Source organism: Paraburkholderia sp. UCT31 (genome assembly GCF_014397655.1).
GTDB classification, from domain to species: Bacteria; Pseudomonadota; Gammaproteobacteria; order Burkholderiales; family Burkholderiaceae; genus Paraburkholderia; species Paraburkholderia tuberum.
Map to the genome: position 1 here is coordinate 1 of NZ_VZQP01000015.1, position 26,391 is coordinate 26,391.

Annotated in this window: 23 protein-coding genes and 1 pseudogene; 21 read left to right on the plus strand and 3 right to left on the minus strand. The window is 64.2% G+C overall.

Features of this window, described 5'->3' with window-relative positions; translation table 11 throughout:
- Positions 1–252 precede the first annotated feature (252 nt).
- Entirely contained in the window at positions 253–1,236 is a 984-nt protein-coding gene (locus tag F6X40_RS14715) for a fumarylacetoacetate hydrolase family protein (RefSeq protein ID WP_184051339.1), read from the minus strand.
- Positions 1,237–1,382: 146 nt separating this feature from the next.
- On the opposite strand from F6X40_RS14715, the gene F6X40_RS14720 reads away from it, so the two are divergent.
- From F6X40_RS14720 to F6X40_RS14750, 7 genes and pseudogenes are all read left to right on the plus strand, one after another.
- The gene (locus F6X40_RS14720) at positions 1,383–2,315 is read left to right on the plus strand and encodes an IclR family transcriptional regulator (RefSeq protein ID WP_187628326.1); all 933 of its coding nucleotides are present in this window, start codon (positions 1,383–1,385) and stop codon (positions 2,313–2,315) included.
- A gap of 42 nt (positions 2,316–2,357) precedes the next feature.
- The gene (locus F6X40_RS14725) at positions 2,358–3,677 is read left to right on the plus strand and encodes a DUF3108 domain-containing protein (RefSeq protein ID WP_187628327.1); all 1,320 of its coding nucleotides are present in this window, start codon (positions 2,358–2,360) and stop codon (positions 3,675–3,677) included.
- 150 nt (positions 3,678–3,827) lie between these two features.
- Complete coding sequence (locus tag F6X40_RS14730) at positions 3,828–4,616, plus strand: alpha/beta fold hydrolase (protein ID WP_184068629.1); 789 nt, start codon at positions 3,828–3,830, stop codon at positions 4,614–4,616.
- Positions 4,617–4,734: 118 nt separating this feature from the next.
- Positions 4,735–4,992 (plus strand): DUF3567 domain-containing protein, encoded by a 258-nt coding sequence (locus tag F6X40_RS14735; RefSeq protein ID WP_062125693.1) that lies wholly within the window; start codon positions 4,735–4,737, stop codon positions 4,990–4,992.
- Between the two features lie 293 nt (positions 4,993–5,285).
- Complete coding sequence (locus F6X40_RS14740; protein WP_090802800.1) at positions 5,286–6,356, plus strand: homocysteine S-methyltransferase family protein; 1,071 nt, start codon at positions 5,286–5,288, stop codon at positions 6,354–6,356.
- A 68-nt stretch (positions 6,357–6,424) separates the two neighbouring features.
- Positions 6,425–9,154 (plus strand): annotated as a pseudogene (metH, locus tag F6X40_RS14745) (methionine synthase); the annotation flags it as partial.
- A gap of 189 nt (positions 9,155–9,343) precedes the next feature.
- The gene (locus tag F6X40_RS14750; protein WP_018419250.1) at positions 9,344–9,541 is read left to right on the plus strand and encodes a hypothetical protein; all 198 of its coding nucleotides are present in this window, start codon (positions 9,344–9,346) and stop codon (positions 9,539–9,541) included.
- 131 nt (positions 9,542–9,672) lie between these two features.
- Here F6X40_RS14750 and F6X40_RS14755 read toward each other — a convergent pair whose 3' ends face one another.
- Positions 9,673–9,999, minus strand: a complete 327-nt coding sequence (locus F6X40_RS14755) for a DUF1840 domain-containing protein (RefSeq protein ID WP_018419249.1) — start codon at positions 9,997–9,999, stop codon at positions 9,673–9,675.
- Between the two features lie 458 nt (positions 10,000–10,457).
- Between F6X40_RS14755 and argS the strand changes: the two genes are divergently transcribed.
- The 8 genes from argS to F6X40_RS14795 all read left to right on the plus strand — a co-directional run bounded on the left by argS (position 10,458) and on the right by F6X40_RS14795 (position 18,826).
- Entirely contained in the window at positions 10,458–12,248 is a 1,791-nt protein-coding gene (gene argS / locus F6X40_RS14760) for an arginine--tRNA ligase (protein WP_187628329.1), read from the plus strand.
- A gap of 79 nt (positions 12,249–12,327) precedes the next feature.
- A complete protein-coding gene (locus F6X40_RS14765; RefSeq protein WP_187628330.1) occupies positions 12,328–13,131 on the plus strand; it encodes an SPOR domain-containing protein in 804 nt (267 codons plus the stop codon).
- A gap of 176 nt (positions 13,132–13,307) precedes the next feature.
- Positions 13,308–13,946 (plus strand): thiol:disulfide interchange protein DsbA/DsbL, encoded by a 639-nt coding sequence (locus tag F6X40_RS14770; protein WP_187628331.1) that lies wholly within the window; start codon positions 13,308–13,310, stop codon positions 13,944–13,946.
- Positions 13,947–13,961: 15 nt separating this feature from the next.
- Positions 13,962–14,735, plus strand: a complete 774-nt coding sequence (locus tag F6X40_RS14775; protein ID WP_187628332.1) for an SDR family oxidoreductase — start codon at positions 13,962–13,964, stop codon at positions 14,733–14,735.
- A 3-nt stretch (positions 14,736–14,738) separates the two neighbouring features.
- Entirely contained in the window at positions 14,739–15,557 is an 819-nt protein-coding gene (locus F6X40_RS14780; RefSeq protein ID WP_187628333.1) for a helical backbone metal receptor, read from the plus strand.
- A 281-nt stretch (positions 15,558–15,838) separates the two neighbouring features.
- Positions 15,839–17,425 carry an ABC transporter substrate-binding protein gene (locus F6X40_RS14785; protein ID WP_184026385.1) on the plus strand — a complete coding sequence of 529 codons (1,587 nt, stop codon included), beginning with the start codon at positions 15,839–15,841 and terminating at the stop codon, positions 17,423–17,425.
- A 155-nt stretch (positions 17,426–17,580) separates the two neighbouring features.
- Positions 17,581–18,228, plus strand: a complete 648-nt coding sequence (locus F6X40_RS14790) for a LysM domain-containing protein (RefSeq protein WP_316251810.1) — start codon at positions 17,581–17,583, stop codon at positions 18,226–18,228.
- Between the two features lie 154 nt (positions 18,229–18,382).
- Complete coding sequence (locus F6X40_RS14795; protein WP_187628334.1) at positions 18,383–18,826, plus strand: lysozyme inhibitor LprI family protein; 444 nt, start codon at positions 18,383–18,385, stop codon at positions 18,824–18,826.
- A 68-nt stretch (positions 18,827–18,894) separates the two neighbouring features.
- On the opposite strand, the gene F6X40_RS14800 is transcribed toward F6X40_RS14795, so the two are convergent.
- Complete coding sequence (locus tag F6X40_RS14800) at positions 18,895–19,968, minus strand: MBL fold metallo-hydrolase (RefSeq protein ID WP_187628335.1); 1,074 nt, start codon at positions 19,966–19,968, stop codon at positions 18,895–18,897.
- A 158-nt stretch (positions 19,969–20,126) separates the two neighbouring features.
- On the opposite strand from F6X40_RS14800, the gene F6X40_RS14805 reads away from it, so the two are divergent.
- The 6 genes from F6X40_RS14805 (at position 20,127) to F6X40_RS14830 (ending at position 26,002) form a co-directional block, all read left to right on the plus strand.
- Positions 20,127–20,531 carry a MerR family transcriptional regulator gene (locus F6X40_RS14805; RefSeq protein WP_184026376.1) on the plus strand — a complete coding sequence of 135 codons (405 nt, stop codon included), beginning with the start codon at positions 20,127–20,129 and terminating at the stop codon, positions 20,529–20,531.
- 39 nt (positions 20,532–20,570) lie between these two features.
- Positions 20,571–22,388, plus strand: coding sequence for a bifunctional isocitrate dehydrogenase kinase/phosphatase (aceK, locus tag F6X40_RS14810; protein ID WP_187628336.1), 1,818 nt, complete (start codon positions 20,571–20,573; stop codon positions 22,386–22,388).
- 72 nt (positions 22,389–22,460) lie between these two features.
- Complete coding sequence (locus F6X40_RS14815; protein WP_187628337.1) at positions 22,461–23,669, plus strand: acetyl-CoA C-acetyltransferase; 1,209 nt, start codon at positions 22,461–22,463, stop codon at positions 23,667–23,669.
- Positions 23,670–23,697: 28 nt separating this feature from the next.
- Positions 23,698–24,375, plus strand: a complete 678-nt coding sequence (locus tag F6X40_RS14820; RefSeq protein ID WP_187628338.1) for an SDR family oxidoreductase — start codon at positions 23,698–23,700, stop codon at positions 24,373–24,375.
- Between the two features lie 33 nt (positions 24,376–24,408).
- Positions 24,409–25,539, plus strand: a complete 1,131-nt coding sequence (locus F6X40_RS14825; protein WP_187628339.1) for an acyl-CoA dehydrogenase family protein — start codon at positions 24,409–24,411, stop codon at positions 25,537–25,539.
- Positions 25,540–25,546: 7 nt separating this feature from the next.
- Positions 25,547–26,002 carry a YchJ family protein gene (locus F6X40_RS14830; RefSeq protein ID WP_187628340.1) on the plus strand — a complete coding sequence of 152 codons (456 nt, stop codon included), beginning with the start codon at positions 25,547–25,549 and terminating at the stop codon, positions 26,000–26,002.
- Positions 26,003–26,391 lie beyond the last annotated feature (389 nt).

Here is a 26,391-nt window from a genome sequence, read left to right on the forward strand (position 1 = left end):
CTTACCCTTACTGGTCGTTTTGACACCGCCACTTTGGCACTCTGATGCCGTCGGGTATAGCGAGGGCTCCGCCGTTCCTACTGCCTCTCCTATCCGACGCGGGAGGGAGGCGTCCATACCATCTCCTCCTCACGTCGGGGTTTTCGTTGTGATGTTTGCCGCAGTGTAGCCGCGCGCGCAAGTGGCGGCATCGGGCGAAACCCTTTCGCGCGTGCCGCCCGCGTCACAGCATTGCCGCGTGAGCGCCGCGCTTCATTCGAGCGGCGCGATGCTCTGCTCGATCGCACCGAAAATCGACTTGCCCGCATCGTCGAACATTTCGATCCTCACGGTGTCGCCGTATTTCATGAACTCCGTTTGCGGCGCGCCGTGCTCGATCGTTTCGAGGCAGCGCTTCTCGGCGATACAGCAGTAGCCGCGTTTCGCGTCCTTGTTCGACACCGTGCCCGAACCGACGATGGCACCAGCACGCAGATTGCGCGTTTTCGCGGCATGCGCGATCAGCTGACCGAAGTGAAACACCATATCGGTGCCCGCGTCGGGCTGGCCGACCTTCCTGCCGTTCCAGTGGACGATCATCGGCCGATGCACGCGGCCTTCGCGCCAGTGTTCGCCGAGCTCGTCGGGCGTCACGGCGACCGGCGCGAATGAGGTGGCCGGCTTGCTCTGGAAAAAGCCGAAGCCCTTCGCGAGTTCGGCGGGGATCAGGTTGCGCAGCGACACGTCGTTGACGAGCATGACCAGCCGCACGCCGCGCAGGGCCTGCTCGGGCGTCGCGCCCATCCGCACATCGCCGGTGACGACCGCGACTTCGGCCTCGAAGTCGATGCCGTACTCTTCCGATGCGCACGCCACGTCGTCGCGCGGGCCGATGAAGTCGTCGCTACCGCCCTGGTACATCAGCGGGTCGGTCCAGAATTCGGGCGGCATTTGCGCGCCGCGCGCGCGCCGCACGAGCTCGACGTGGTTCACGTACGACGAGCCGTCGGCCCACTGGAACGCGCGCGGCAGCGGCGCCATGCACTCTTTGGCGTCGAATGAAAAGCTGTTGCGCGCACGGCCCTGGTTCAGCGCATCGTAAAGGTCGTGCAGTTGCGGCGCGTAGAAGGCCCAGTCGTCGAGCACGCGCTGCAGCGTGGGCGCAATCGCGTCGGCGATGGCCGCCGTGTGCAGGTCGCGGGACACGACGATCAGTTGACCGTCGCGCGTGCCGTCCTTCAGCGAGGCAAGTTTCATAGAGCTGTGAACCGTGTATTAGTGACGATGGAAGGAATGTATTCTACGATGGTGAATCGGCGCGGCCCAATATCTGCGTGTTCGTCGTCGTGTCACCGTAGCCGTCTCATTACGATCACCGAACGCGCTGCCCGCGCCTTTTGCACATGTCCGCCAACGCCCGCTCCGACACGATCCGCATCCGCACCCGCACCGACGCCGCGTCCGCCGACGATCTGCTCGATCCCGCCCATGCAACCGACGCCACCGGCGCCGATGACGAACCCGGCGAACCCGGCGAAGAAAAACTGCGCTCGGGCATCCAGTCGATCGAGGTCGGTTTCAGGCTGCTCGACGTGCTGACCCACGAGCCACGCGCGATGATGCTGCGCGATCTCGCGCAGCGCGCGGGCATGAGTCCGGCGAAGGCGCATCGCTATCTGGTCAGCTTTCTGCGTCTCGGCGTGGTCGCGCAGGACCCGCTGTCGGGCCGCTACGAACTCGGCGGCTTCGCTTTGCAGCTGGGGCTCGCGCGGCTTGCTCGCGTCGACGGTGTGAAGCTCGCGCGCATCGCGCTCGCCGAACTGCGCGACCGGCTCGACCTGACCGTCGGCATCGCGGTGTGGGGCAATCAGGGACCAACGATGGTGCACTGGATGGAGTCGAGCTATCCGGCCAAGGCGTCGCTGAAGCTCGGCGACGTGATGCCCTTGCTCAGTTCGGCGACCGGTCTGCTGTTCGCCGCCTACCTGCCGTCCGGCAAGACCGCCGCGATGCTCGAGCGCGAGCTGGCCGACTCGCGGCGCTCGTCGTATAGCGGCGCGCCACGCACCCGCGAAGAGGTCGACAAGGTGCTCGCCGAGGTGCGCGAGCACGAGGCTGCGCGCGTCGAAGGCATGCTGCTGCCGACGATCCACGCGTTTTCGTTGCCGGTGTTCGATTCGACCGGCGAACTCGCGCTCGGTCTCGTCGCGCTCGGCCATGAAGGCGCCTTCGATATCCGCTGGGGCGGCGAGATCGATACCGCGTTGCGCGAATGCGCGCGCAAGCTGTCGTACGAACTCGGCTATAGCGCGACGCCGCGTGGTGACAACGGTTGATACGCACCGTATCCTTTCACGCTCTCACCGATTCAAGCGCCGATGGATTTTGCTTCCGCCAACCGCCGTCATGATCGCCTGCCCGCTTTTGGTAGCGGGCCGGGACGCGGCGCGCGCGCGTGGCGCTGGATCGCCGTCCTCGCGGCCGTCGCGGTTGTGCACTGGATCGCGGCGCAATGGTTCGAGCGCAATCGCGTGGATCTGAATCCGGCGAATCGCGAGCATGTGCCGGTGCAGGTCGTGCTGCTGACGCCCGAAAGGGTCGAGCGTCAACCCGCGCCACAGCCCGCCGTGCCGGCACCGCATCCGCCCGCGCCTGCACGCAAGCCCGCGGCGAGGCCGCCGCGCGAGCAGCATGTGATGACCGCGTTGCAACCGGCCAAACCGGACGAGCCCGCGGCCACGCCGGCATCGGAGGTGGCGGCTAGCGCGCCACCCGCCATCGCGAACGCGAATGCATCGGCCCATGCGAATGCCAGTGGCGCCGTCGCGAGCGCCCCTGCCGCGGCCAGCGCGCCGCAAGCGTCGCAGGGCGTGAAGTTTTCGGTACCGCCGTCGGCCGAACTCGACTACGACACGTTCTACAACGGCGTGCGCAACGCGCCCGGCACGATCCATTGGGCGAGCGACGGGCAGGGCTACGAAATGGTCGTATCAGTGCCGCTGCCGTTCGTCGGTCCGTTCGTGTTTTCGAGCCACGGCGGCATCGATGCCTTTGGCCTCGCGCCGGCGCAGTACAGCGAAAAGCGTGGCCGTCGCGCCGAAGACATCGCGATCTTCAATCGCAACGACAAGAAGGTTGGCTTTACGCGCACGCCCGCCTCGTTGCCGTTGCCCGACGGCGCGCAGGATCGCTTCAGTGTCGTGATGCAGCTCGCGAGCCTCGTGCGCGGCGATCCTGACGCCTATAAGCCTGGCGTGACACGACAGTTTTTCGTCGTCGATACCGATAGCGGGGAGAATTGGCCGATCGAGACGATCGGCGACGAAACGATCCGCGCCGCGCAAGGCTATCTGGAGACGCGTCACTTCAAACGTCTGCCGCGCCACGATGGCGACCAGCGCCGCGTCGATGTGTGGCTCGCCCCGTCCCTTGGCTGGCTGCCGGCGCGCATCCTGCAGACGGAGCCGAACGGTACCCAGTTCGAACTGGTGTGGCGCGGCAAGCTGAATGTCGATGGCACGTCGCCGGATGACCGCGGCAATGGTGGCGCGCCGGCCACGCCTGCTGCACCCGCAGCCCCCGCTGCCACGGGCCTTGCAACGCCCGCGCCAGCACCGGCCGACGCATCGGCAGTAACACCCGAGGCCGCCCCAGCTGCAGCGGTCGATTCGACCGCTCCGACCATCATCAAACCGTGACACTTTTCGTGACACAGTGTCACGAGCAAATCCGCACGAGATCGGCGAAACTTCCTTTGCAACGCTGACTCGCACGTCAATGGAGCCTCGTTCGCGCGAACGAGGCGACCCACCGCGCTTTTTCACTGCGTTTCCTTCAAAGGAGTCCACATGCAAGTGAACATCAACGGTATCGACACCCGCTACGTGCTGAGCAACGAAGGCGGCGGCCCGTGGCTCACGTTCATCCATCAGTTGGGCGGCGATCTTTCCATCTGGGATCAGATGGCAGGCTATTTCCGCGACGATTACACGGTGCTGCGCTACGACGTGCGCGGCCACGGCCACAGCGCAGTTGCGCGCGAGCCGTTCGCCATGCACGATCTGGCCGACGATCTCGCCAAACTGCTCGATGCCCTCGGCGCGCGGACGACGCACCTGGTCGGCCTGTCGCTCGGCGGCATGATTGCGCAGCAGTTCGCGCTCGACCATCCATCGCGCATCGACACGCTGACGATTGCCGACAGCACCGGCGGCACTCCGCCCGAGAACCGTGAGTTGTGGAATCAGCGCGCCCACACCGCGCGCAGCGACGGCATGGAGGCGCTGTTACCGTCGACGATCGCGCGTTGGCTCACGCCCGACTTTCAGGCCGGCCATCCCGAAGCGGTCGAGCCGATCCGTGAGACATTTGCGCGCACCTCGCCGGAAGGTTTTGCGATGGCCTGCGAGGCACTGCGCGATTTCGACCTTCGCGGCCAGCACGGCGCAATCCGCTCGCCGACGCTGACGGTGGCCGGACGTCACGACACTGGCACGCCCCCTGCTGCTACGCAGGCAATAGCGGAGGCGATCGAGGGCGCCCGCTTCGAGTTGCTGGACGCCGCGCATCTCGCGCCAATCGAGCAATCACAGCGTTTTGCCGCCTTGCTTGAATCGTTTCTGGAGCGGCGAGTCTAACCGTCAGGTCCGGAGTTTTTACTTGCGTCGTCCGGACCCACCCCTTGAATTCCATCCCACATGCTCCACCTACGGTGCAGAAAAGGGCAGGAGCCCAACGGAAATAAGGAGTGTCGCCATGCAAATGATCTATAACAGCCCTAACTACTGTGTCGTCGAGTTTCCTCCGCAGGAAGGTCTGCTTGCCATGAAGTCGGGCGGCTACGAGATTGTCGACAAGAACATGCAGCGCGAAATCTACATCGATGGGGCAATGGCGGCGCGTTTTCGCGAGCATGTGCAAAAGCTGATCGAAGGCGAGCCGACGCTCGACGAGGTTGATGAATTCCTCGGTCAATTCGACAGTCTGATGCATCAACCGGTGGTCCTGCATTGACCGGAGGTGTTCAGCTGGCGCTCTGGCGACATCGATCGACCGCACCGCGCGGCTTTGGCGGCGGGTTCCATCAAGCGGTCGGCGGCAGCGAAACGGCCCGGCAGGCTTTGGCTTGCCGGGCCGTTTTTTATTGCATCGTTTGTTAGCGCGTTTCTGAATTCCCGGCGCGGCGCGTTCGTATCGGTCGATTTTGCCGGCCGCGCCTCGCACTCTCCTCCGCGGCGGGCGCATCCGCCCGGCTGCGGCTACAATGACAGGTTTTCCGCCAACGCCGGCGCAAGCCCTCGTCCGCCATGACCCAGCCTGCTCAATCCATCACGCCAGTCCGTTCGGAGCCCGCCTACACCCGCGGCGCAGCGCTGCCCGCGCTGCTGAACTCGCGCATCCTGATTCTGGACGGCGCGATGGGCACGATGATCCAGCGCTACAAGCTCGACGAAGCCAGCTATCGCGGCGAGCGCTTCAAGGACTACGCGCGCGACATCAAGGGCAACAACGAACTGCTGTCGATCACCCAGCCGCAGATCATCGCCGAGATTCACGAGCAGTATCTCGCGGCGGGCGCGGACATCATCGAGACCAACACGTTCGGCGCGACCACGGTCGCGCAGGCCGACTACGGCATGGAATCGCTCGCCGTCGAGATGAACATCGAATCGGCGAAGCTCGCGCGCGCCGCGTGCGACAAATACGCAACGCCGGACAAGCCGCGCTTCGTCGCCGGCGCGATCGGCCCGACGCCGAAAACCGCCAGCATTTCGCCGGACGTCAACGATCCGGGCGCGCGCAACGTGACCTTCGACGAACTGCGCGCCGCGTACTACGAGCAGGCGAAAGCGCTGCTCGACGGCGGCGCGGACCTGTTCCTCGTCGAAACGATCTTCGACACGCTGAATGCGAAGGCCGCACTGTTCGCGCTCGACGAGCTGTTCGAAAACACCGGCGAGCGTCTGCCGATCATGATCTCGGGCACCGTCACCGATGCGTCGGGCCGCATTCTGTCGGGCCAGACCGTCGAGGCCTTCTGGAACTCGCTGCGTCACGCGAAGCCGCTCACGTTCGGCCTGAACTGCGCGCTCGGCGCGGCGCTGATGCGTCCGTACATCGCCGAGCTCGCGAAGCTGTGCGACACCTACGTGTCGTGCTATCCGAACGCCGGCCTGCCGAACCCGATGAGCGACACCGGCTTCGACGAATTGCCCGCGGATACCTCTGGCCTGCTGAAGGAATTCGCCGAAGCGGGGCTCGTGAACATCGCGGGCGGCTGCTGCGGCACGACGCCCGAGCACATCGCGGCGATCGCGAAGGCGCTCGCCGAGCTGAAGCCGCGCAAGTGGCCGAGCCAGTATCGCGACGCGGCCTGAGCCCGCCTGCAACACTTCGCCCCGACGCGCTGCACGTCCTGCACGTCCCTTAACGCACGCACCCGACTCGCACACACGCCATGACCGATCACACCATGCGCCTTGCCGGCCTCGAGCCGTTCAACGTCACGTCCGGGACGCTCTTCATCAACGTTGGCGAACGCACCAATGTGACCGGCTCGAAAGCGTTCGCGCGAATGATCCTGAACAATCAGTTCGACGAAGCATTGGCCGTCGCACGCCACCAGGTCGAGAACGGCGCGCAGGTAATCGACATCAACATGGACGAGGCGATGCTCGATTCGAAAGCGGCAATGGTCCGCTTCATGAATCTGATCGCGTCGGAGCCGGACATCGCGCGCGTGCCGATCATGATCGACTCGTCGAAGTGGGACGTGATCGAGGCGGGTCTCAAGTGCGTGCAGGGCAAGGCGATCGTCAACTCGATCTCGCTGAAGGAAGGCAAGGAAGCGTTCGTTCATCATGCGAAGCTGATTCGCCGCTATGGCGCGGCTGCGGTCGTGATGGCGTTCGACGAACAGGGCCAGGCCGATACGTTCCAGCGCAAGACCGGGATTTGCAAGCGCTCGTACGACGTGCTCGTCAACGAAGTCGGCTTTCCGCCCGAGGACATCATCTTCGATCCGAACATCTTTGCGATCGCGACCGGCATCGAGGAACACAACAACTATGCGGTCGACTTCATCGAGGCGACCCGCTGGATCAAGCAGAACCTGCCGTACGCGAAGGTGAGCGGCGGCGTGTCGAACGTGTCGTTCTCGTTCCGCGGCAACGATCCGGTGCGCGAGGCGATTCACACCGTGTTCCTCTATCACGCGATCCAGGCGGGGATGGACATGGGCATCGTCAACGCGGGCCAGCTCGGCGTGTATGCCGAACTCGATCCCGAACTGCGCGAGCTCGTCGAAGACGTCGTGCTGAATCGCCGTCAAGACGGCACCGACCGCCTGCTCGAAATCGCCGACAAGTTCAAAAGCGGCGCCGCGAAGAAGGAAGAGAACCTCGAGTGGCGCAAGCAGCCGGTCGAGAAGCGTCTCGCGCATGCGCTCGTGAGCGGCATCACCACGTTCATCGTCGAAGACACCGAGGAAGTGCGCGCGAAGATCGCCGCTGCAGGCGGCCGTCCGATCAACGTGATCGAAGGTCCGCTGATGGACGGCATGAACATCGTCGGCGACCTGTTCGGCCAGGGCAAGATGTTCCTGCCGCAGGTCGTGAAGTCGGCGCGCGTAATGAAGCAGGCGGTCGCGCATCTGATCCCGTTCATCGAGGAAGAAAAGCGCCAGCTCGCGGCGGCCGGCGACGACGTGCGCGCCAAGGGCAAGATCGTCATCGCGACCGTGAAGGGCGACGTGCACGACATCGGCAAGAACATCGTGTCGGTCGTGCTCCAGTGCAACAACTTCGAAGTGGTCAACATGGGCGTGATGGTCCCGTGCAGCGAGATCCTCGCGAAGGCGAAGGTCGAGGGCGCGGACATCATCGGGCTGTCGGGCCTGATTACGCCGAGTCTCGAAGAAATGGCCTACGTCGCATCGGAAATGCAGCGCGACGACTACTTCCGCGTCAAGAAGATTCCGCTCCTGATCGGCGGCGCGACGACCTCGCGTGTGCACACGGCGGTGAAGATCTCTCCGCACTACGACGGGCCGGTGGTCTACGTCCCGGACGCGTCGCGCTCGGTATCGGTCGCCTCGAGCCTGCTGTCCGACGAGGGCGCCGCGAAGTACATCGACGAACTGAACGCCGACTACAACCGCATCCGCGATCAGCATGCGAACAAAAAAGCACAGCCGATGGTCACGCTCGCGCAAGCGCGCGCCAATAAGACGAAGATCGACTGGGCAGGCTATCAGCCGGTCAAGCCGAAGTTCATCGGCCGGCGCGTGTTCAAGAACTTCGATCTGAACGAGCTCGCGAACTATATCGACTGGGGTCCGTTCTTCCAGACGTGGGATCTCGCCGGCCCATATCCGGCGATTCTCAATGACGAGATCGTCGGCGAATCGGCGCGGCGCGTGTTCTCCGACGGCAAGTCGATGCTCGCGCGCCTGATTCAGGGCCGCTGGCTGCAGGCCAACGGCGTGATCACGCTGTTGCCGGCCAACACGGTGAATGACGACGACATCGAAATCTACACGGACGAATCGCGCACCGAAGTCGCGCTGACGTGGCGCAATCTGCGTCAACAGAGCGTGCGGCCGGTGGTCGACGGGGTGATGCGGCCGAACCGCTCGCTGGCCGACTTCATCGCGCCGAAGGACTCGGGCGTCGCCGACTACATCGGCATGTTCGCGGTGACGGCGGGTCTTGGCGTCGACGTGAAGGAGAGGCAGTTCGAGAAGGATCTCGACGACTACAGCGCGATCATGCTGAAGGCGCTCGCGGACCGGCTCGCCGAAGCATTCGCCGAAGCGTTGCACGCGCGCGTGCGGCGCGACCTGTGGGGCTACGCGAACAGCGAAAACCTCTCCAGCGACGAGCTGATCGCCGAAAAATACCGCGGCATCCGCCCGGCGCCAGGCTATCCGGCCTGCCCCGACCACCTCGTCAAGCGCGACATGTTCGACGTGCTGCGGGCGAACGAAATCAACATGAGCCTGACCGAATCGCTGGCGATGCTGCCGGCGGCGAGCGTGTCGGGCTTCTACCTCGCGCATCCGGACAGCACCTATTTCTCGGTCGGCAAGATCGGCGCGGATCAGCTCGACGACTACGCGCAGCGGATGTCGCTCACGAAAGCGGACGCCGAGCGCGCGTTGGCGCCGTTGCTTTGAGCGTGAAGCGATACGTGGCCGGGCCGTGCGGCCCGAGCCGCGCGTGCGCGACTATATCGAGTCCGAAAGACAGAATATTTGGCGCCACGGCAATTTCGGCTTTGTAGACTGAGTCGGCTTTCATCCCGTCAGGCGCGAGCACAACGCGCCGGCTCACCGAAATTGCAACCGTCAACGGAGAAAAATCGTATGAAGAAGCTGACACTGTTATTGACCGCTGTTTCGCTGGCCGCGGGCGCTTCCGTGGCGCTCGCACAACCCGCCGCGCCGGGCGGATCGAGCGCGGTCAGCTCCTACTCGCCCCCCACCGAGGCGCATGTCAAAAAGGCGAAGAAGCAAAAGATGAAGAAAGGCGCGGCAGCGTCGGCGGCCCCCGCGAGCCAGTGAGCGGCGAGGCGGACAAGCCCTCTGAATGACAAAGAGCCCGCGTCAAGCGGGCTCCTTTCTTTGAGTGCGCCCCAAAAGCGCTTATGAAGGCCTTCTGAGACCGGGCCGCGGCGCTCGGGACCCAGCAGAAATCAAAGCCCCCAGACGATATCCGCGTTTTCCTTCTGCGCCGCGCGCAGCATGTCGAGGAACGGATACGCGCGCTGCGCGAGACCGGGCGGAATCTCGTGACGATCGCGGCCGTCTTCGCCCTCGTGGAAATGGCCCTCGTGCTCGGCGCGCTCCTGCTTGTCGGAGGTGATCGCCGCTTCGAGCTTCTCGATGGCCGGGCCCAGTTCGTCGTGAGTAATGACGCCCCGCTGCCCAAGGCGTTTGCCGACAATGCCGACCAGATACTGCGCCAGATTCTCCAGCATCATCACGTCCGGGCAGGCGTGGCACTTGAAAGTAATCAGCATGACTGTTCCCTTTTTCGTTATGTCGGGTTAACGCATGAGCGTCCCAAGGGCTGCAACAGCGTGCGCCTGACGTGGCGCCGGCAAGGCGCGGCGGCCCCAGCCCCTCGTGGGCAACTCATTGAACATATTAGCACCTGCTAAAATCCGTCTGAACGGAAAAGCGCGCCGCCCAGCGCCACGTATGGCAAGGCTCGACGAGCATCGCACACGTGGGCCAAACGGGGGCGTCGAGCCATCGGCCGCGATCCGCATGCCGCGCGAGCCTGCGTGCCGGCGGGCCGCCGAGCGGAGTCCACCGCGTTGCGCTGCTCGCGTCTCGTCGCATCGCCTGGGGGACAGTCTGCCGGCGGCGCAGCCATCGGCGCCGCAAAGCGCTGCCGCGTTCAACGCTTGCGACACCGGCCTCGGCCGGCGCCTCTTCCGCCTTACCGGATTGCCTCACTGGACTCGCAACAAGCATGCTGCCCGCACACAAACACACACTCGAAACACTGCTCGCCGAGACGGTGAAGCAGGTCGCGACTGCCACCCAAGGCGCGACGGAAGCCGCCTTCGTCTCGCCCGCCATCGCGCTGGAGCGCCCGAAAGTCGCCGCGCACGGCGACGTCGCGTGCAACGTCGCGATGCAGCTCGCCAAGCCGCTGCGCGCCAATCCGCGCCAGCTCGCGCAACAGATCGTCGATGCGCTGCTCGTCAATCCGCAGGCCAAAGGCCTGATCGACACCGCCGAAGTGGCGGGCCCCGGCTTCATCAACCTGCGGCTCACGGCCGTAGCCAAGCAAGGCGTGATCGCCGCCGTGTTCGCCGAGAAGGACGCGTACGGCCGCTCACGGCGCGACGCCGGCAAGCACGTGCTGATCGAGTTCGTGTCGGCCAACCCCACCGGCCCCCTGCACGTCGGCCACGGCCGCCAGGCCGCGCTCGGCGACGCGCTCGCGAACGTGCTCGCGTCGCAGGGCTGGGACGTGCACCGCGAGTTCTACTACAACGACGCCGGCGTGCAGATCCACACGCTCGCCCTGTCGACCCAGGCACGCGCACGCGGCCTCGCCCCCGGCGACGAAGGCTGGCCCGCGTCGGCCTATAACGGCGAGTACATCGCCGACATCGCGAAAGACTATCTGAACGGCATCACGGTCGAGGCGAGCGACGGCGAGCCCGTCACCGGCGCGCGCGACGTCGAGGACCTCGAGGCGATCCGCCGCTTCGCGGTCACGTATCTGCGTCGCGAGCAGGACATGGACCTGCAGGCGTTCGGCGTGAAGTTCGACCAGTACTACCTGGAATCGTCGCTGTACACGGAAGGCCGCGTCGAGAAAACGGTCGACGCGCTGATCGCCGCGGGCAAGACCTACGAGCAGGAAGGTGCGCTGTGGCTGCGCACCACCGACGACGACGACGACAAAGACCGCGTGATGCGCAAGACCGACGGCACCTACACGTACTTCGTGCCGGACGTCGCCTATCACGTCGCGAAGTGGGAGCGCGGCTTCACCAAGGTCATCAACGTGCAGGGCTCGGATCACCACGGCACGATCGCGCGCGTGCGCGCAGGTCTGCAGGGTCTCGGCATCGGCATTCCGAAGGGCTACCCCGACTACATCCTGCACAAGATGGTCACGGTCATGCGCAACGGCGAAGAGGTGAAGATCTCGAAGCGCGCGGGCAGCTACGTGACGGTGCGCGACCTGATCGAATGGTCGGGCGGCGCGACGCCGGGCTCGGAAGCGGCCGTCGATCTGATCGACGAGGAAACCATTCGCCGCGGCCGCGACGCGGTGCGCTTTTTCCTGATCTCGCGCAAGGCGGACACCGAGTTCGTGTTCGACATCGACCTCGCGCTGAAGCAGAACGACGAGAATCCGGTGCACTACGTGCAGTATGCGCACGCGCGCATCTGCTCGGTGATCGCCGAGTGCAACGCGCGCTACGGCCTCGACGAGAACGCGCTCGCGAGCGTGGACTTCGCGCCGCTGACAAGCGAGCGCTCGATGGCGCTGCTCAACAAGCTCGCCGAATTCCCGGACATGCTGCAGCACGCCGCCGACGAACTCGCGCCGCACGCGGTCGCCTTCTACTTGCGCGAACTCGCCGGCGAATTTCACTCGTTCTACAATGACCGTGCCGAGCGCGTGCTGGTCGACGACGCGGCCGAACGCAACGCTCGCGTCGCGCTGCTCGCGGCCACGCGCCAGGTGCTGGCCAACGGTCTCGCGACGATCGGCGTCTCCGCTCCCGTCAAGATGTAACTCCTCCAGCGTAATATGCGCGCGGCCGTCGTTATAATCGGCGGCCGTTCCTGGATTCTTTTTGCAGGTGATTCGTACGATGGCAAAACCACGCCGCACAACAAAGCAATCGAAGCAAACCGGGGGCACTTTTCTCGGCATCGTGCTGGGCCTGATCGTCGGCCTGGCGATCGCGGTAGTGGTGGCGCTGTATATCACCCGTGCACCTACGCCGTTCGTGTCGAAGGTCGCGCCGCCAGCGGCGACCGACAACGGTGCGAGCCAGGCGCAATACGATCCGAACCGTCCGCTGCAAGGCAAGACGCCGGGCCAGCCGGTGCCGCAGGCCGCGCAACCGGCTCCGCCGAACACCGCGCCGGGCCAGACCAACGCCCAGACCCAGTCGGGCATGCTCGAAGAACCGCAGATCGTCGAAGTGCCGCCGTCGGGCGGCAACGCGAATAACAACGGCACGGCGGTCGCGCCGAATCCCGCGCAGGAGAACGGCACCGGCGGCATCGTCGCGCCGGCGCCGGCGAAGAAGCCGCAGACCTCGAGCGCGCCGGCCGCCACCGCGGCAGGCTCCGTGCCTAAGAGCACGAGCGCGACCACGGCCGCCAACGCCAAGCCGGGCTCGGCCGCCGCTCCGGCGCCGGGCGAGGCGAACACCGGCTATTTCCTGCAGGTCGGCGCGTACAAGACCTCCGCCGATGCCGAACAGCAGCGCGCGCGCCTCGCGTTCCAGGGCTTCGAATCGAAGGTCACGCAGCGCGATGCCGGCGGCGTCACGTACTACCGCGTGCGCATCGGGCCGTTCTCGAAGTTCGAGGACATGAATTCGAGTCGTCAGCGTCTGTCGGACGCGGGTGTCGATACCGCGGTGATCCGCTTCACCAAACAATAAACAAACGGTAATGCCGGCCCGCACGGCGCGTCGAACTATCGGCGCGGCGCGCGGGTCACAAGCACGATGGCCGCTTCGACCTGTATTGTGGCGGGCGGCCACACCGAATCCGACCAGCGGCGACGGGCCCTTAGCATGGCGTCGCCGCGCTACCGCCTTATCTGGGTCTACACAACATGAAAAAGCTGCTGAGCATCCTGTTTCTCTCGCTAGGCCTGATCGCGGCCAGCGCGCATGCGTCGCCGACCGCGCCGGTTGCCGGCAAGGACTACACCGTGCTGGCCTCGCCGCAACCGACCGACGTGCCGGCCGGCAAGATCGAAGTCATCGAATTCTTCTGGTACGGCTGCCCGCATTGCAATGAATTCGACCCGTTCCTCGAAGCCTGGGTCAAGAAGCAGGGCCCGGACGTCGTGTTCCGCCGCGTGCCGGTCGCCTTCCGCGACGACTTCATTCCGCACTCGAAGATGTACCACGCGCTCGACGCGCTCGGCGTCGCGAACGAACTGACGCCGAAGGTGTTCAACGAAATCCATGTCAACAAGAACTATCTGCTGACGCCGGAAGACCAGAGCAAATACCTCGCGACGCTCGGCGTCGATCCGAAGAAGTACATGGAAGCGTACAACTCGTTCTCGACGCAAAGCGCGCTGCAGAAGGACAAGAAGCTGCTCGACGACTACAAGATCGACGGCGTGCCGACGCTCGCCGTGCAGGGCAAGTATGAAACCGGCCCGGCCGCGACCGGCACCCTGCCGGGCACGGTCCAGGTGCTCGACTACCTCGTCTCGCAAGTCCGCGCCAAGAAGATGTAATCACGAGGCGCCGGTATGACCTCTCCGCTGAAGGTTTTCATTACCGGCGCTTCGAGCGGCATCGGCCTCGCGCTCGCCGGCGAATACGCACGGCGCGGCGCGATTCTCGGCCTCGTCGCCCGCCGCGGCGACGCGCTCGCCGGGTTCCAGCGGTCCCATCCCCAGAACACCGTCTCGATCTATGCAGTCGACGTGCGCGACGCGGAAGCGCTCGCCGATGCGGCCGCGCGCTTCATCGCCGCGCACGGCCTGCCGGACGTCGTGATCGCCAACGCCGGCATCAGCCGCGGCGCGCTAACGGGTCACGGCGATCTGCGCACGTTCCGCGAGGTGATGGACATCAATTACTTCGGCATGGTCGCGACGTTCGAGCCATTTGCCGCCGCGATGGCCGCATCGAAGCGCGGCACACTGGTCGGCATTGCGAGCGTCGCGGGCGTGCGCGGCTTGCCCGGTTCGGGCGCGTACAGCGCGTCGAAATCGGCGGCCCTGAAGTATCTCGAGGCCTTGCGCGTCGAGATGCGGCCGTTCGGCGTCGGGGTCGTCACGATCGCGCCCGGCTATATCCGCACGCCGATGACCGAGCACAATCCGTACAACATGCCGTTCCTGATGGACCCCGACCGTTTCGCGGCGAAGGTCGCGCGGGCGGTCGAACGGCAGACGTCGTTCGCGGTGTTTCCGTGGCAGATGCGCGTGGCCGCGTTGCTGCTGCATGTGCTGCCGCGCTGGCTCTACGACCGGGTGTTCGAACGCGCGCCGCGCAAGCCGCGCGCCGCCACCGAGTAAGCCATGCAGTCCCGTGCGGTCGATGCAGCCGGCGTCGCGCACGAATCCGCGGGCACCGACGCGCGCATCGTGTCGCTGGTGCCGAGCCTCACCGAAACGCTGTTCGCGCTCGGCCTCGAACAGCAGATCGTCGGGCGCACCGGCTTTTGCGTGCATCCGCGCGACAAGGTCCGGGCGGTGCCGAAGGTCGGCGGCACGAAGGCCGTCAAACTGGACGCGATCCGCGCGCTGCGCCCCACCCATCTGATCGTCAATGTCGACGAGAACGAACGCGACACCGTCGAGCAATTGCGCGCGTTCGTGCCGCACATCGTCGTCACCCATCCGCAGACGCCGCACGACAACCTCGCGCTGTTCGCGCTGCTCGGCGCGATCTTCGGGCGTGAAGAAGAAGCGCGGCGCTTGAGCAACTCGCTCGAAGCGCGTCTGCGCGAAGCCGGCGCTCACGCCTTCGCCGCGCAGAGCGTGCTGTACCTGATCTGGCGCGAACCGTGGATGAGCGTCGCACGCGACACCTACATCGCCGCGATGCTGCGCCTCGTGAACTGGCATACGCTGCCCGACGTGCGCGGCGGCAGCGCGGGCGCCGCGCGTTACCCCACGCTCGACTTCGACGACGCGCCGTGGCTCGCGCAGGTCGAGCGCGTGCTGCTGTCGAGCGAGCCGTACCGCTTCACGGCCGCGCATCGCGATGCGCTCGCGCGCGATCCGCGTCTCACCGGCAAGCGCATCGATCTGATCGATGGGGAAATGACGTCGTGGTACGGCGTGCGCGCAATAAGTGGCATCGGCTACCTGCTGCGTCAGGCCGCCGCAGCGTGAGGCGGCAGCATGGCCGCGCCGCCCCCATATGGATATGTCAATTAAATTGTTGTCGCCAAAATGGCCCTTCGATAAGCTTTCGCGAAGGCGCGCCGCCGGCCAGGCCTCGAAGGCCGGCCCCCAGGCCTCAGGCCGGGATCGCCCGACCTGTACGACGGCGCCGGGAACGTATCACAATCGTGGCGACGCGCGCGCCGGGACCGCTGACCTGCCCGCTCACGCATCGCCGCCATAAACACAACCAGACGCACTGCCTGACTGCGCTCGTTACCGGAGATCCTATGCGCTTCAAACTGCTCGCAGCCGCCATCCTGCTCACTGCGCCCGCGCTCGTGCTCGCCAAACCGTTGACCGTCTGTACCGAATCGAGCCCCGACGGCTTCGACGTCGTGCAGTTCAATTCGCTCGTCACGACGAATGCATCGGCCGACGTGATCTTCAACTCGCTGGTGTCGTTCGACGAAGCCGCGAAGAAGGTCGTGCCCGCGCTCGCCGACAAGTGGGAAGTGAGCCCCGACGGCCTGACGTACACGTTCCACCTGCGCCCCAACGTGCAGTTCCAAACCACCGACTACTTCAAGCCCACCCGCGCGCTCAATGCCGACGACGTGATCTTCACGTTCGACCGCATGCTCAACGACAGCAATCCGTGGCACAAGGTGGCGGGCGCGAGCGGCTTCCCGCATGCGCAATCGATGGGGCTGCCGAAGCTGATCAAGTCGATTACCAAGGTCGACGACAACACGGTCAAGTTCGAGCTGAACGAGCCGAACGCGACGTTCCTGTCGATCCTGACGATGGGCTTCGCGTCGATCTATTCGGCCGAGTACGCGGACCAGTTGCTGAAGGCCGGCAAGCAGGTCGATCTGAATGCGAAGCCGATTGGCACCGGCCCGTTCGTGCTGAAAAGCTATACGAAAGACGCGGTGATCCGTTATGACGCGAACCCGACCTACTGGGGACCGAAGCCGAAGATCGAGCGCCTGATCTACGCGATCACGCCGGACGCGACCGTGCGCGCGCAGAAGGTGAAGGCTGGCGAATGCGAGATCGCGCTGTCGCCGAAGCCGCAGGATCTCGCCGACGCGAAGAACGACAAGTCGCTCGCGATCGTGCAGACGCCCGCGTTCATGACGGCCTTCGTCGCGCTGAACACGCAGCAGAAGCCACTTGAAAACCAGAAGGTGCGCGCCGCGCTGAACATGGCGTTCGACCGCACGACATATCTGAAGACCGTGTTCGACAACACCGCGACGCCGGCCGTGAACCCGTTTCCGCCGAATACGTGGAGCTACAACCATTCGATCAAGGGCTGGCCGTACGACCCGGCGAAGGCGAAGAAGCTGCTCGCCGACGCGGGCTATCCGAACGGTTTTGAAACGACGATCTGGGTGCGTCCGAATGGCAGCGTGCTGAATCCGAATCCGAAGGCCGGTGCCGAACTGCTGCAGGCCGACTTCGCGAAGATCGGCGTGAAGGCGGACGTAAAGGTGATCGAATGGGGCGAGCTGATCAAGCAGGCGAAGCAGGGTCAGCATGACACGCTGTTCATGGGCTGGGCCGGCGACAACGGCGATCCGGACAACTATCTGTCGCCGCTCTTCAGTTGCAACGCGGTGAAGTCGGGCATCAACTTCGCGCGCTTCTGCGATCAGGACCTCGACAAGCTGATCGCCGACGGCAGAGCGACGTCCGATATCGCCAAGCGCACGAAAGCGTATGAAGCCGCGCAGCAGATCATCCACGACGAAGCGCTGTGGATTCCGCTCGGCTATCCGACCGCTGCCGCGATCACGCGCACGAACGTGAGCGGGTATCACGTGAGTCCGTTTGGTCGGCAGAATTTTGGGGCGGTGGTGGTGCAGTGACTGCGGGCTGCGGTTGACGCGGCCGGAACTGCAAGAAAGCCCGGTTTTTGAACCGGGCTTTTTTTATTCAACGCGCGAATTGGCTGGTTGCATTTGACACTGCGTAACCTCTTTCCGACGTGATCTCGGGCCTTTGGCCGCCAGACCGATTCCTAATGCAATTTTCCTCAGGCAAGAAGCTGATAATTGCCTGCAAAGTAGCCGCCCACACTTTGACAGAAGGAATGGTTATGGCAATGCAAGCTCCAACGAGGACAGGTTTTGAACGGTGGCAGGATGGCGTTAGCAAGGCTGTAAGCGATGCCAAATGGAATTCCTGGGACTGCGAGATCCAGACGGCAGTCCATGAGTACCACCGCCATCTCTGCGGCACTTCCGGGTACGTGTCCCTGGACTGGCAGCTTATCAAGGCGATGTTGTGGGTCGAAACAGGTGCCCACGATCCTGAGTGGAACGCCAAGCCGATGCGAATTGGGGTTGCAGGCGATCCTGGATTAGCATCGCTGCTTTCAGGTAATGAAGGCGGCGATTTGATTGTGCCGCCAGCCTGGATAGGACGGCTGACAATGGCCTCAGTCAGAACGATACCGGCGTATAACATCCGTGCTGGTATTGGTTATTTGCTGATGCGCATGGCACATTTTAAGTACCGAAGCGTATTTCGTGCTGACCCTAAGGTTTACAAAATCGCCGTCAGGCCAGGAGACAGCCTCGACAAGATGGCGAAGGCTCAGGGCACGACGATTGACACGTTAAAAGAGCTGAATCCCCCGCCACCGTTCTGCGACCCGGACAAGTGTTGAAGTACCGGAAGGCTTCAGTTCAAAAGGCTATTACGAGCTGGCGCCCCTTCTCCGCGGCATTGATAGCGGAGCGTTATAACGGAGGCGGTGACCTCAACTACGCCAGAAAGCTTGATTACGCTTTGTCAATGGTGCGTAAAGGAAAGGTGGCCCTATGCGCGCGATAAAGCTGATCTGTTTAGGCCTGGCCGCCTGCCTGCCAACGTTGGTCCTTGCGGCCTCAACTGCTCTCGTTGCAAGCGAGCGGGCTTTACGCGAAGAATGCAGTGCATTCTCGCAATCGGGAATGCGGGACTGTCTGGCAGAAAAAGCAGAGGCCAGTCAGAAGGCCCTCAGACGAGCCGAGGAGAAGATGGCTGGCACCCTCTCCAAATGGGATGAAGACAACAAGTACGTGAACCAGGCCAAGGCAAGACTCGTCGCATCAAACAGCAAATTCGCTAAGTACCGCGAGACTCAATGCCAGTTCGCAGCTTCGCTAAGCGGTGGTGGAGCCGGCAGTGCACGCGAAGTGCGCAGTTTGGCTTGCGTTGCGGAACTCAACAACCGGCGTGCCCAGCAACTTCGCGACGCTGCATCTGACTTGCCGTTGAAATAGTTCGAATGAACACACCCAGCACCGTTGCGCCGCTGAGTGCGCTCATATAGCGCATCGAATCGAAAAGATCACACCGCCGCAAACCGAATCACCCCATCTGCATCCTGCGTCCGCTTCAAATCCCCCGCCCGCCACAGCAGATGCAAATGCGCGAGCGCCTCACCCATCGCGAATGTCATCTGATGGATATCGAGCTGGCGCTTGAACATCAGCGGCACGATATCGGCGGCGCTGCGCGGCCTTTCCGCGCATGCTTCGCGGACTTCGGCGAGCCGCGCGTCATGATGCTCGCGCAGTTGCTGAATGCGCGTGCGCACGCCGCGAAACGGCTTGCCATGCGACGGCAGCACGAGCGTAGCTTCAGGCATCGTCTCGTAGCGGCCGAGCGACTCCAGATACAGTTCGAGCGGTGAACCCTCAGGCTCGATATCGAACACCGACACGTTGGTCGAAATGCGCGGCAGCACCATGTCGCCGGAAATCAGCGTGCCGGTTTCCGCGCAGTGCAGCGCACAGTGTTCCGGCGAATGGCCGAATCCCGTCACCACGCGCCACGTCCTACCGCCAATCCTCACGTCCTCGGCTTCGCGCAAACGGCGGTATTGCCCCGGAATCGCCGGCACGAGGCTCGCGTAGTAGCTATTGCGATTGTGCAGTTTTTCGAGCGATTCGGCGTCGGTCAGACCGTGCCGCGCGAAGTGCCGCGCCGCGGCCTCGCCACCCGCGTTCGAGCCGTCGCCGGTCGCCATCACGCGCGCCTGCATGTATTCGCCGAGTGTCATCCACAGTCGCGCGTCCCAACGCTTTTTATCGCCACCGCCGCACACCCAATGCGCGAGGCCGATGTGATCCGGATGGCAATGCGTGACGATCACGCGCAGCACCGGCAGGCCGTCGAGCACCGATTCGAACACGCTCTCCCAATTCGCCTTGATCGTGTCCGACGTGATGCCGCAATCGACCACGGTCCAGCCTTGCTGGCCGTCGATCTCATCGCGCAGCAGCCACAGGTTGATATGGTCGAGCGCAAATGGCAGCGGCATGCGCAGCCAAAGCACGCCGGGCGCGACTTCCATCGTGCGGCCCGCGTCGGGCATCGTGTCGTTGAAGGGGTATTCGAGCTGGTGTTCGAGTGCATTCATGGGGACTGTCTTCCTCCGACGACCCTCCGGCATGGCGAGGTGTGCGATGCCGGTCGGCCGGGTTGTGGTTGCTTTCCGCTCAGGTTGACGATAACGTAAACGTCGATTCTATCGTCCAATCCGGTTTTGTGCCGACCAAGCGGCCACGAGATGTCCCGATGAATACGCAATACACGATCACCGAGCTCGCGCGCGAATTCGACGTCACGCCGCGCGCGATCCGTTTCTACGAAGACCAGGGTTTACTCTCACCGAGCCGCGAGGGTTCGAGCGGCTTGCGGCGCGTCTATTCGGGCCGCGACCGCACGCGTCTGAAGCTCACCTTGCGCGGCAAGCGGCTCGGCTTCACGCTGTCGGAGATCCGGGACCTGCTCGACGTCTACGAATCGCCGACCGATACCGTGCCGCAGTTGCACGCGTTCCTCGCGACGGTCGCGCGTCATCGCGAAGTGCTCGAACGTCAGCGAGAAGATCTCGACGCGACGCTCGAAGATCTCGCGCAGTATGAAGCGCAGGCGCGCGCGCTGCTCGATGGCGCGAGGCACGAAGCGAAGCCTGCCTGAAGCTGACTGACTCTGACCGGCGTTTGCGGAGCGCGCGTGATGAATCACTTCCCCAAGCTGTTATCGTCGCAAATCGGTTTCGACGTCGCGCAGACGATGCTCGAAGGGTTCGACCGTCACTACCGGATCTTTCGCGACGCGGCGATCCACGCGAAAACGCTGTTCGAAGCCGGCGACTGGCACGGCCTGCAAAAGCTCGCGCGCGACCGCATCACGTCGTACGACGATCGCGTGCAGGAATGCGTGCAGTTGCTCGAAGACGAGTACGACGCGGAAAACATCGACAGCGAAGTGTGGCAGCAGATCAAGCTGCACTACATCGGCCTCCTGACCACGCACCGTCAGCCGGAATGCGCGGAAACCTTCTTTAATTCGGTTTCCTGCAAGATTCTGCATCGCTCGTACTTCAACAACGATTTCATTTTCGTACGCCCGGCGATCTCGACCGAATACATCGAGAACGACGAACCGGCCGCGAAGCCGACCTACCGCGCGTATTACCCCGGTACTGATGGACTTGCCGCAACGCTCGAACGGGTCGTCACGAACTTCCAGCTCGATCCGCCGTTCGAGGATCTGACGCGCGACGTCGCCTGCGTGATGCAGTCGATTCACGAAGCGTTCGGCGTGTTCGACGAAGCGCCGAACTTCCAGATTCACGTGTTGTCGTCGCTGTTTTATCGCAACAAGGCTGCATATATCGTCGGGCGCATCATCAACGGCGAGGCGCTGCTGCCGTTCGCGGTGCCGCTGCGTCACGTGAAACCGGGCGTGCTCGCGCTCGACACCGTGCTGCTCAAGCGCGAGCAGTTGCTGATCATCTTCAGCTTCTCGCACTCGTATTTTCTGGTCGACATGGAAGTGCCGTCCGCGTATGTCGAGTTTCTGCGCACGGTCATGCCGGGCAAGCCGAAGGCGGAAATCTATACGTCGGTGGGTCTGCAGAAGCAGGGCAAGAATCTGTTCTATCGCGATCTGCTGCATCACCTGAAGCATTCGAGCGACCGCTTCATCGTCGCGCCCGGCATCAAGGGGCTCGTGATGCTGGTGTTCACGTTGCCGTCGTTCCCCTACGTGTTCAAGCTGATCAAGGACAACTTTCCGCCGCCGAAGGAAACCACGCGCGCGCAGATCCAGCAGAAGTATCTGCTCGTCAAACGTCATGACCGGCTCGGCCGGATGGCCGACACGCTCGAATATTCGAGCGTCGCGCTGCCGCTCGCGCGGCTCGACGAAACGCTGTTGCGCGAACTCGAAAAGGAAGTGCCGTCGCTGATCGAGTACGACGGCGACAACCTCGTGATTCGCCATCTGTACCTCGAGCGACGCATGGTGCCGCTCAATCTGTTCCTGCAGAACGGTAACGACGACGACGTCGAGCACGGCATCAAGGAATACGGCGACGCGGTGAAGGAGCTGATCCAGGCGAACATCTTCCCCGGCGACATGCTCTACAAGAACTTCGGCGTCACGCGACATGGCCGCGTCGTGTTCTACGACTACGACGAGATCGAATACCTGACCGACTGCAACGTGCGTGCGGTGCCGGCGCCGCGCAACGAGGAAGACGAAATGTCGGACGAGCCGTGGTACGCGGTAGGCCCGCACGATATTTTCCCGGAGACGTACGGCACTTTCCTGCTCGGCGATCCACGCGTGCGGCGCTCGTTCATGCGGCATCACGCGGATTTCTTCGAGCCCGAGCTGTGGCAGCGATACAAGGATTCTCTGCTAAAGGGCGAACTGCCCGATTTTTTCCCGTACGACCGGAGCGTGCGCTTTTGCGTGCGTTATCCGGAGCGGTTCGCCGGAGCGCCCGATGCGCAGGCGGACGAGCCAAATGTGCGCGTGGCTTGATGAATCCCACGAGGGTTCGCATCAGGCAACGCGCGGCGGTAGCCATCCAAGCTATGACCAAGGAGCTCGAACATGAGTGACGCAAACCACAGTGGTATCAACGCCGATCCAATCGTAATCGTCAGCGCGGCGCGCACGCCGATGGCCGGCTTTCAGGGCGACTTCGCGTCGCTGAGCGCGCCGCAACTCGGCGCGGTCGCGATCAAGGCGGCCGTAGAACGAGCGGGTCTGAAGCCCGAGCAGATCGACGAGGCGGTGATCGGTTGCGTGCTGCCCGCCGGCCTCGGCCAGGCGCCCGCGCGCCAGGCCGCGCTCGGTGCGGGTCTGCCGCTCGCCACCGGCTGCACGACGGTCAACAAGATGTGCGGCTCCGGCATGCGCGCGGCGATGTTCGCGCACGACATGCTGGCCGCGGGCTCGCTCGACGTGATCGTCGCGGGCGGCATGGAGAGCATGACGAACGCACCCTATCTGCTGCCGAAGGCGCGCGGCGGCATGCGCATGGGCCACGGCCAGGTGCTCGACCACATGTTCTACGACGGCCTCGAAGACGCCTACGACAAAGGCCGTCTGATGGGCACGTTCGCCGAGGAGTGTGCGGCGTCGTTCGACTTCACGCGCGAGGCGCAGGACGCGTTCGCGGTCGAGTCGCTGAACCGCGCGAAGCGCGCGAACGAGGACGGCTCGTTCGACTGGGAAATCGCGCCGGTCACCGTAGCGGGCCGAAAGGGTGACGTCACGATCGCGCGCGACGAGCAGCCGTTCAAGGCCAACCTCGACAAGATCCCCACGCTGAAGCCCGCGTTCAGCAAGACCGGCACCGTGACGGCGGCGAACTCGTCGTCGATCTCGGACGGCGCAGCCGCGCTCGTGATGATGCGCGAGTCGACCGCGAAACGGCTCGGCGTGGCGCCGCTCGCGCGCGTCGTCGGTCATTCGACGTTCGCGCAGGCGCCCGCGAAGTTCACCACCGCGCCGGTCGGCGCGATCCGCAAGCTGCTTGGGAGGAACGGCTGGCGCGCCGGCGACGTCGATCTGTACGAGATCAACGAAGCGTTCGCGGTCGTCACGATGGCCGCGATGAAAGAGCACGATTTACCGCACAACAAGGTCAACGTGAACGGCGGCGCGTGCGCGTTAGGCCATCCGATCGGCGCCTCGGGCGCGCGCATTCTCGTCACGCTGATCGGCGCGCTGAAGAATCGCGGTCTGAAGCGCGGTGTCGCGACGCTGTGTATCGGCGGCGGCGAGGCGACCGCGATGGGTGTCGAACTGATCTGACGCATCCACAAAATCTTCGAGGAATACGATGAAAACAGTGTTGATCGTCGGTGCATCGCGTGGCATCGGCCAGGAATTCGTCCGGCAGTACAGAAACAGCGGCTGGCGCGTGCTCGCGACCGCGCGCGACGGCGCCGCGCTCGACGCGCTCAACGAACTCGGCGCCGAAACCTTCGCGCTCGACGTCACCGCGCCCGAAGACATCGCGGCGCTCGGCTGGAAGCTCGACGGCGAACGGCTCGATGCCGCGATCCTGGTGTCGGGCGTGTACGGCCCGCGCACCGAAGGCATCGAAACGATCACCGCCGAGGACTTCGATCACGTGATGCACACGAACGTGCGCGGGCCGATGCAGCTGCTGCCAATCCTGCTGCCGCTCGTCGAGGAAACGGACGGCGTGCTCGCGGTGATTTCGAGTCGCATGGGCAGCATCGCCGATGCAAGCGGCACGACCGGCTGGCTGTATCGCGCGAGCAAGGCGGCGCTGAACGCCGTGCTGAAGCTCGCGTCGCTCGACGCGCAGCGCGCGACCTGCGTGTCGCTGCATCCCGGCTGGGTGCGCACCGACATGGGCGGCGCGCAGGCCGCGCTCGATCCCGCGCGCAGCGTGGCGGGCATGCGCGAGGTGCTGGCGCAGGCGGCGGCATCGCGCGACGCGTTCCACGGCCGCTTCTTTCAGCACGACGGCACGCAGCTCGACTGGTAGACAACTACGTTGCATGGGACCGGAGACACGCTCATGGTGCTTGATCAGGATCACCTGATGGTGCGCGACGCGCTGCGCACCTTCGTGCGCGAAGAGATCACGCCGTACGCGGCGCAATGGGACCGCGAGCGCACCTTCCCGCGCGACGTGCACCGGCAGCTCGCCGAGCTCGGTGCTTATGGCGTGCTGGTGCCCGAAGCGTATGGCGGCGCCGGCATGGACGCGCTCGCGCTCGCGTTGATCCTCGAAGAAATCGCGGCCGGCGACGGCGGCACGTCGACCGCGATCTCGGTGAACAACTGCCCCGTGTGCAGCATCCTGCTCACTTATGGCAACGACGCGCAGAAGCGCGACTGGTTGACGCCGCTCGCGCGCGGCGAGATGCTCGGCGCGTTCTGCCTGACCGAGCCGCAAGCGGGCTCGGATGCGTCGGCGCTGCGCACCACCGCGACACGCGACGGCGACGCGTACGTGCTGAATGGCGTCAAACAGTTCATCACGAGCGGCAAGAACGGCGACGTCGCGATCGTGATGGCCGTCACCGACAAGGCCGCTGGCAAGCGCGGCATCAGCGCGTTCATCGTGCCCACCGGCACGCCGGGCTACGTGGTCGCACGAGTCGAAGACAAGCTCGGCCAGCATTCGTCGGATACCGCGCAAATCGTATTCGAGGCGTGTCGCGTGCCGGCCGCGAACCGGATCGGCGCGCAAGGCGAAGGCTACCGGATCGCGTTGTCGGGTCTCGAAGGCGGGCGCATTGGTATCGCCGCGCAAAGCGTCGGCATGGCACGCGCCGCGTTCGAGGCGGCGCTGACTTACGCAAAAGAACGCGAGAGCTTCGGCGAGCCGCTGTTCTCGCACCAGGCGGTGCAGTTCCGTCTTGCCGACATGGCGACCCAACTCGAAGCCGCGCGTCAATTGATCTGGCACGCGGCATCGCTGAAGGACGCGGGCCAGCCGTGTCTGACCGAAGCCGCGATGGCAAAGCTGTTCGCCTCCGAAGCGGCCGAGCGCATCTGCTCGGCCGCCTTGCAGACTCACGGCGGCTACGGTTATCTGAGCGACTTCCCGGTCGAGCGGATTTACCGCGACGTGCGCGTGTGCCAGATCTACGAAGGCACGAGCGACATCCAGAAGATCCTGATCGCTCGCGGGCTCAACTGAAATTTCAATGAACAAGCCATTATTGTCACTGCAAAGACCTGTCGACTGTCCGTGCGGCGGCGCCGCGCCCGACGCACGCGGGGGCACCGCGACCAAAGCCCCGCGTTTCGCGCAATGCTGCGGCCGCTATATCGACGGCGGCGAAGCGGCGCCGCGCGCGCTCGAACTGATGCGCTCGCGCTATAGCGCGTACGTGCTCGGTGCAACCGACTACCTGCGCGCGACGTGGGACCCCAGCACCTGCCCCGCCGATCTCGACGTCGATCCCACCGCGCCCGACGCGCCCCGTTGGCTCGGACTGCAGATCAAAGGCTTCGCCGAAAGCGATGCCGATCGCGCGACCGTCGAATTCATCGCCCGCTACAAAGTGGGGGGACGTGCTTATCGGTTGCATGAATCGAGTCGATTCGTGCGCGGCGATGATGGCCGCTGGCGTTATGTCGATGGCGCCGTCAATGAGTAAATGAAGAGCACGCGCCGATTAAGTAATCGCTGCATTACACGCCGAAGCTTTCTCGTGTCTTTCACTTGCCCTCGACAAACTTTATAAAGGCCTTTGCATAGGCCTTTTTTCGTTCCTTTCACGCGGGCTTCTTCGTTGGTCTCGCACCACAGCACTTACACGATATTTACTCGCCGCTTCCCGCCATATGTCCCCGGCCCTTGCCCGGCAAGGCTTTGAAGCCTCGTTCGCACATGCAGCAATTTTTTCGTCGCGGGTTCTCCTTGATTGCACAAAACAAAATTGTCGTGCCAGGATGAGTCCGTAGTTTCATGACGTCACATTGCGAGAGCGGGTCATACCGGCTCCGCAACATGCAAAGGAAGGCTGACCGGCCGCTGATCGAACGC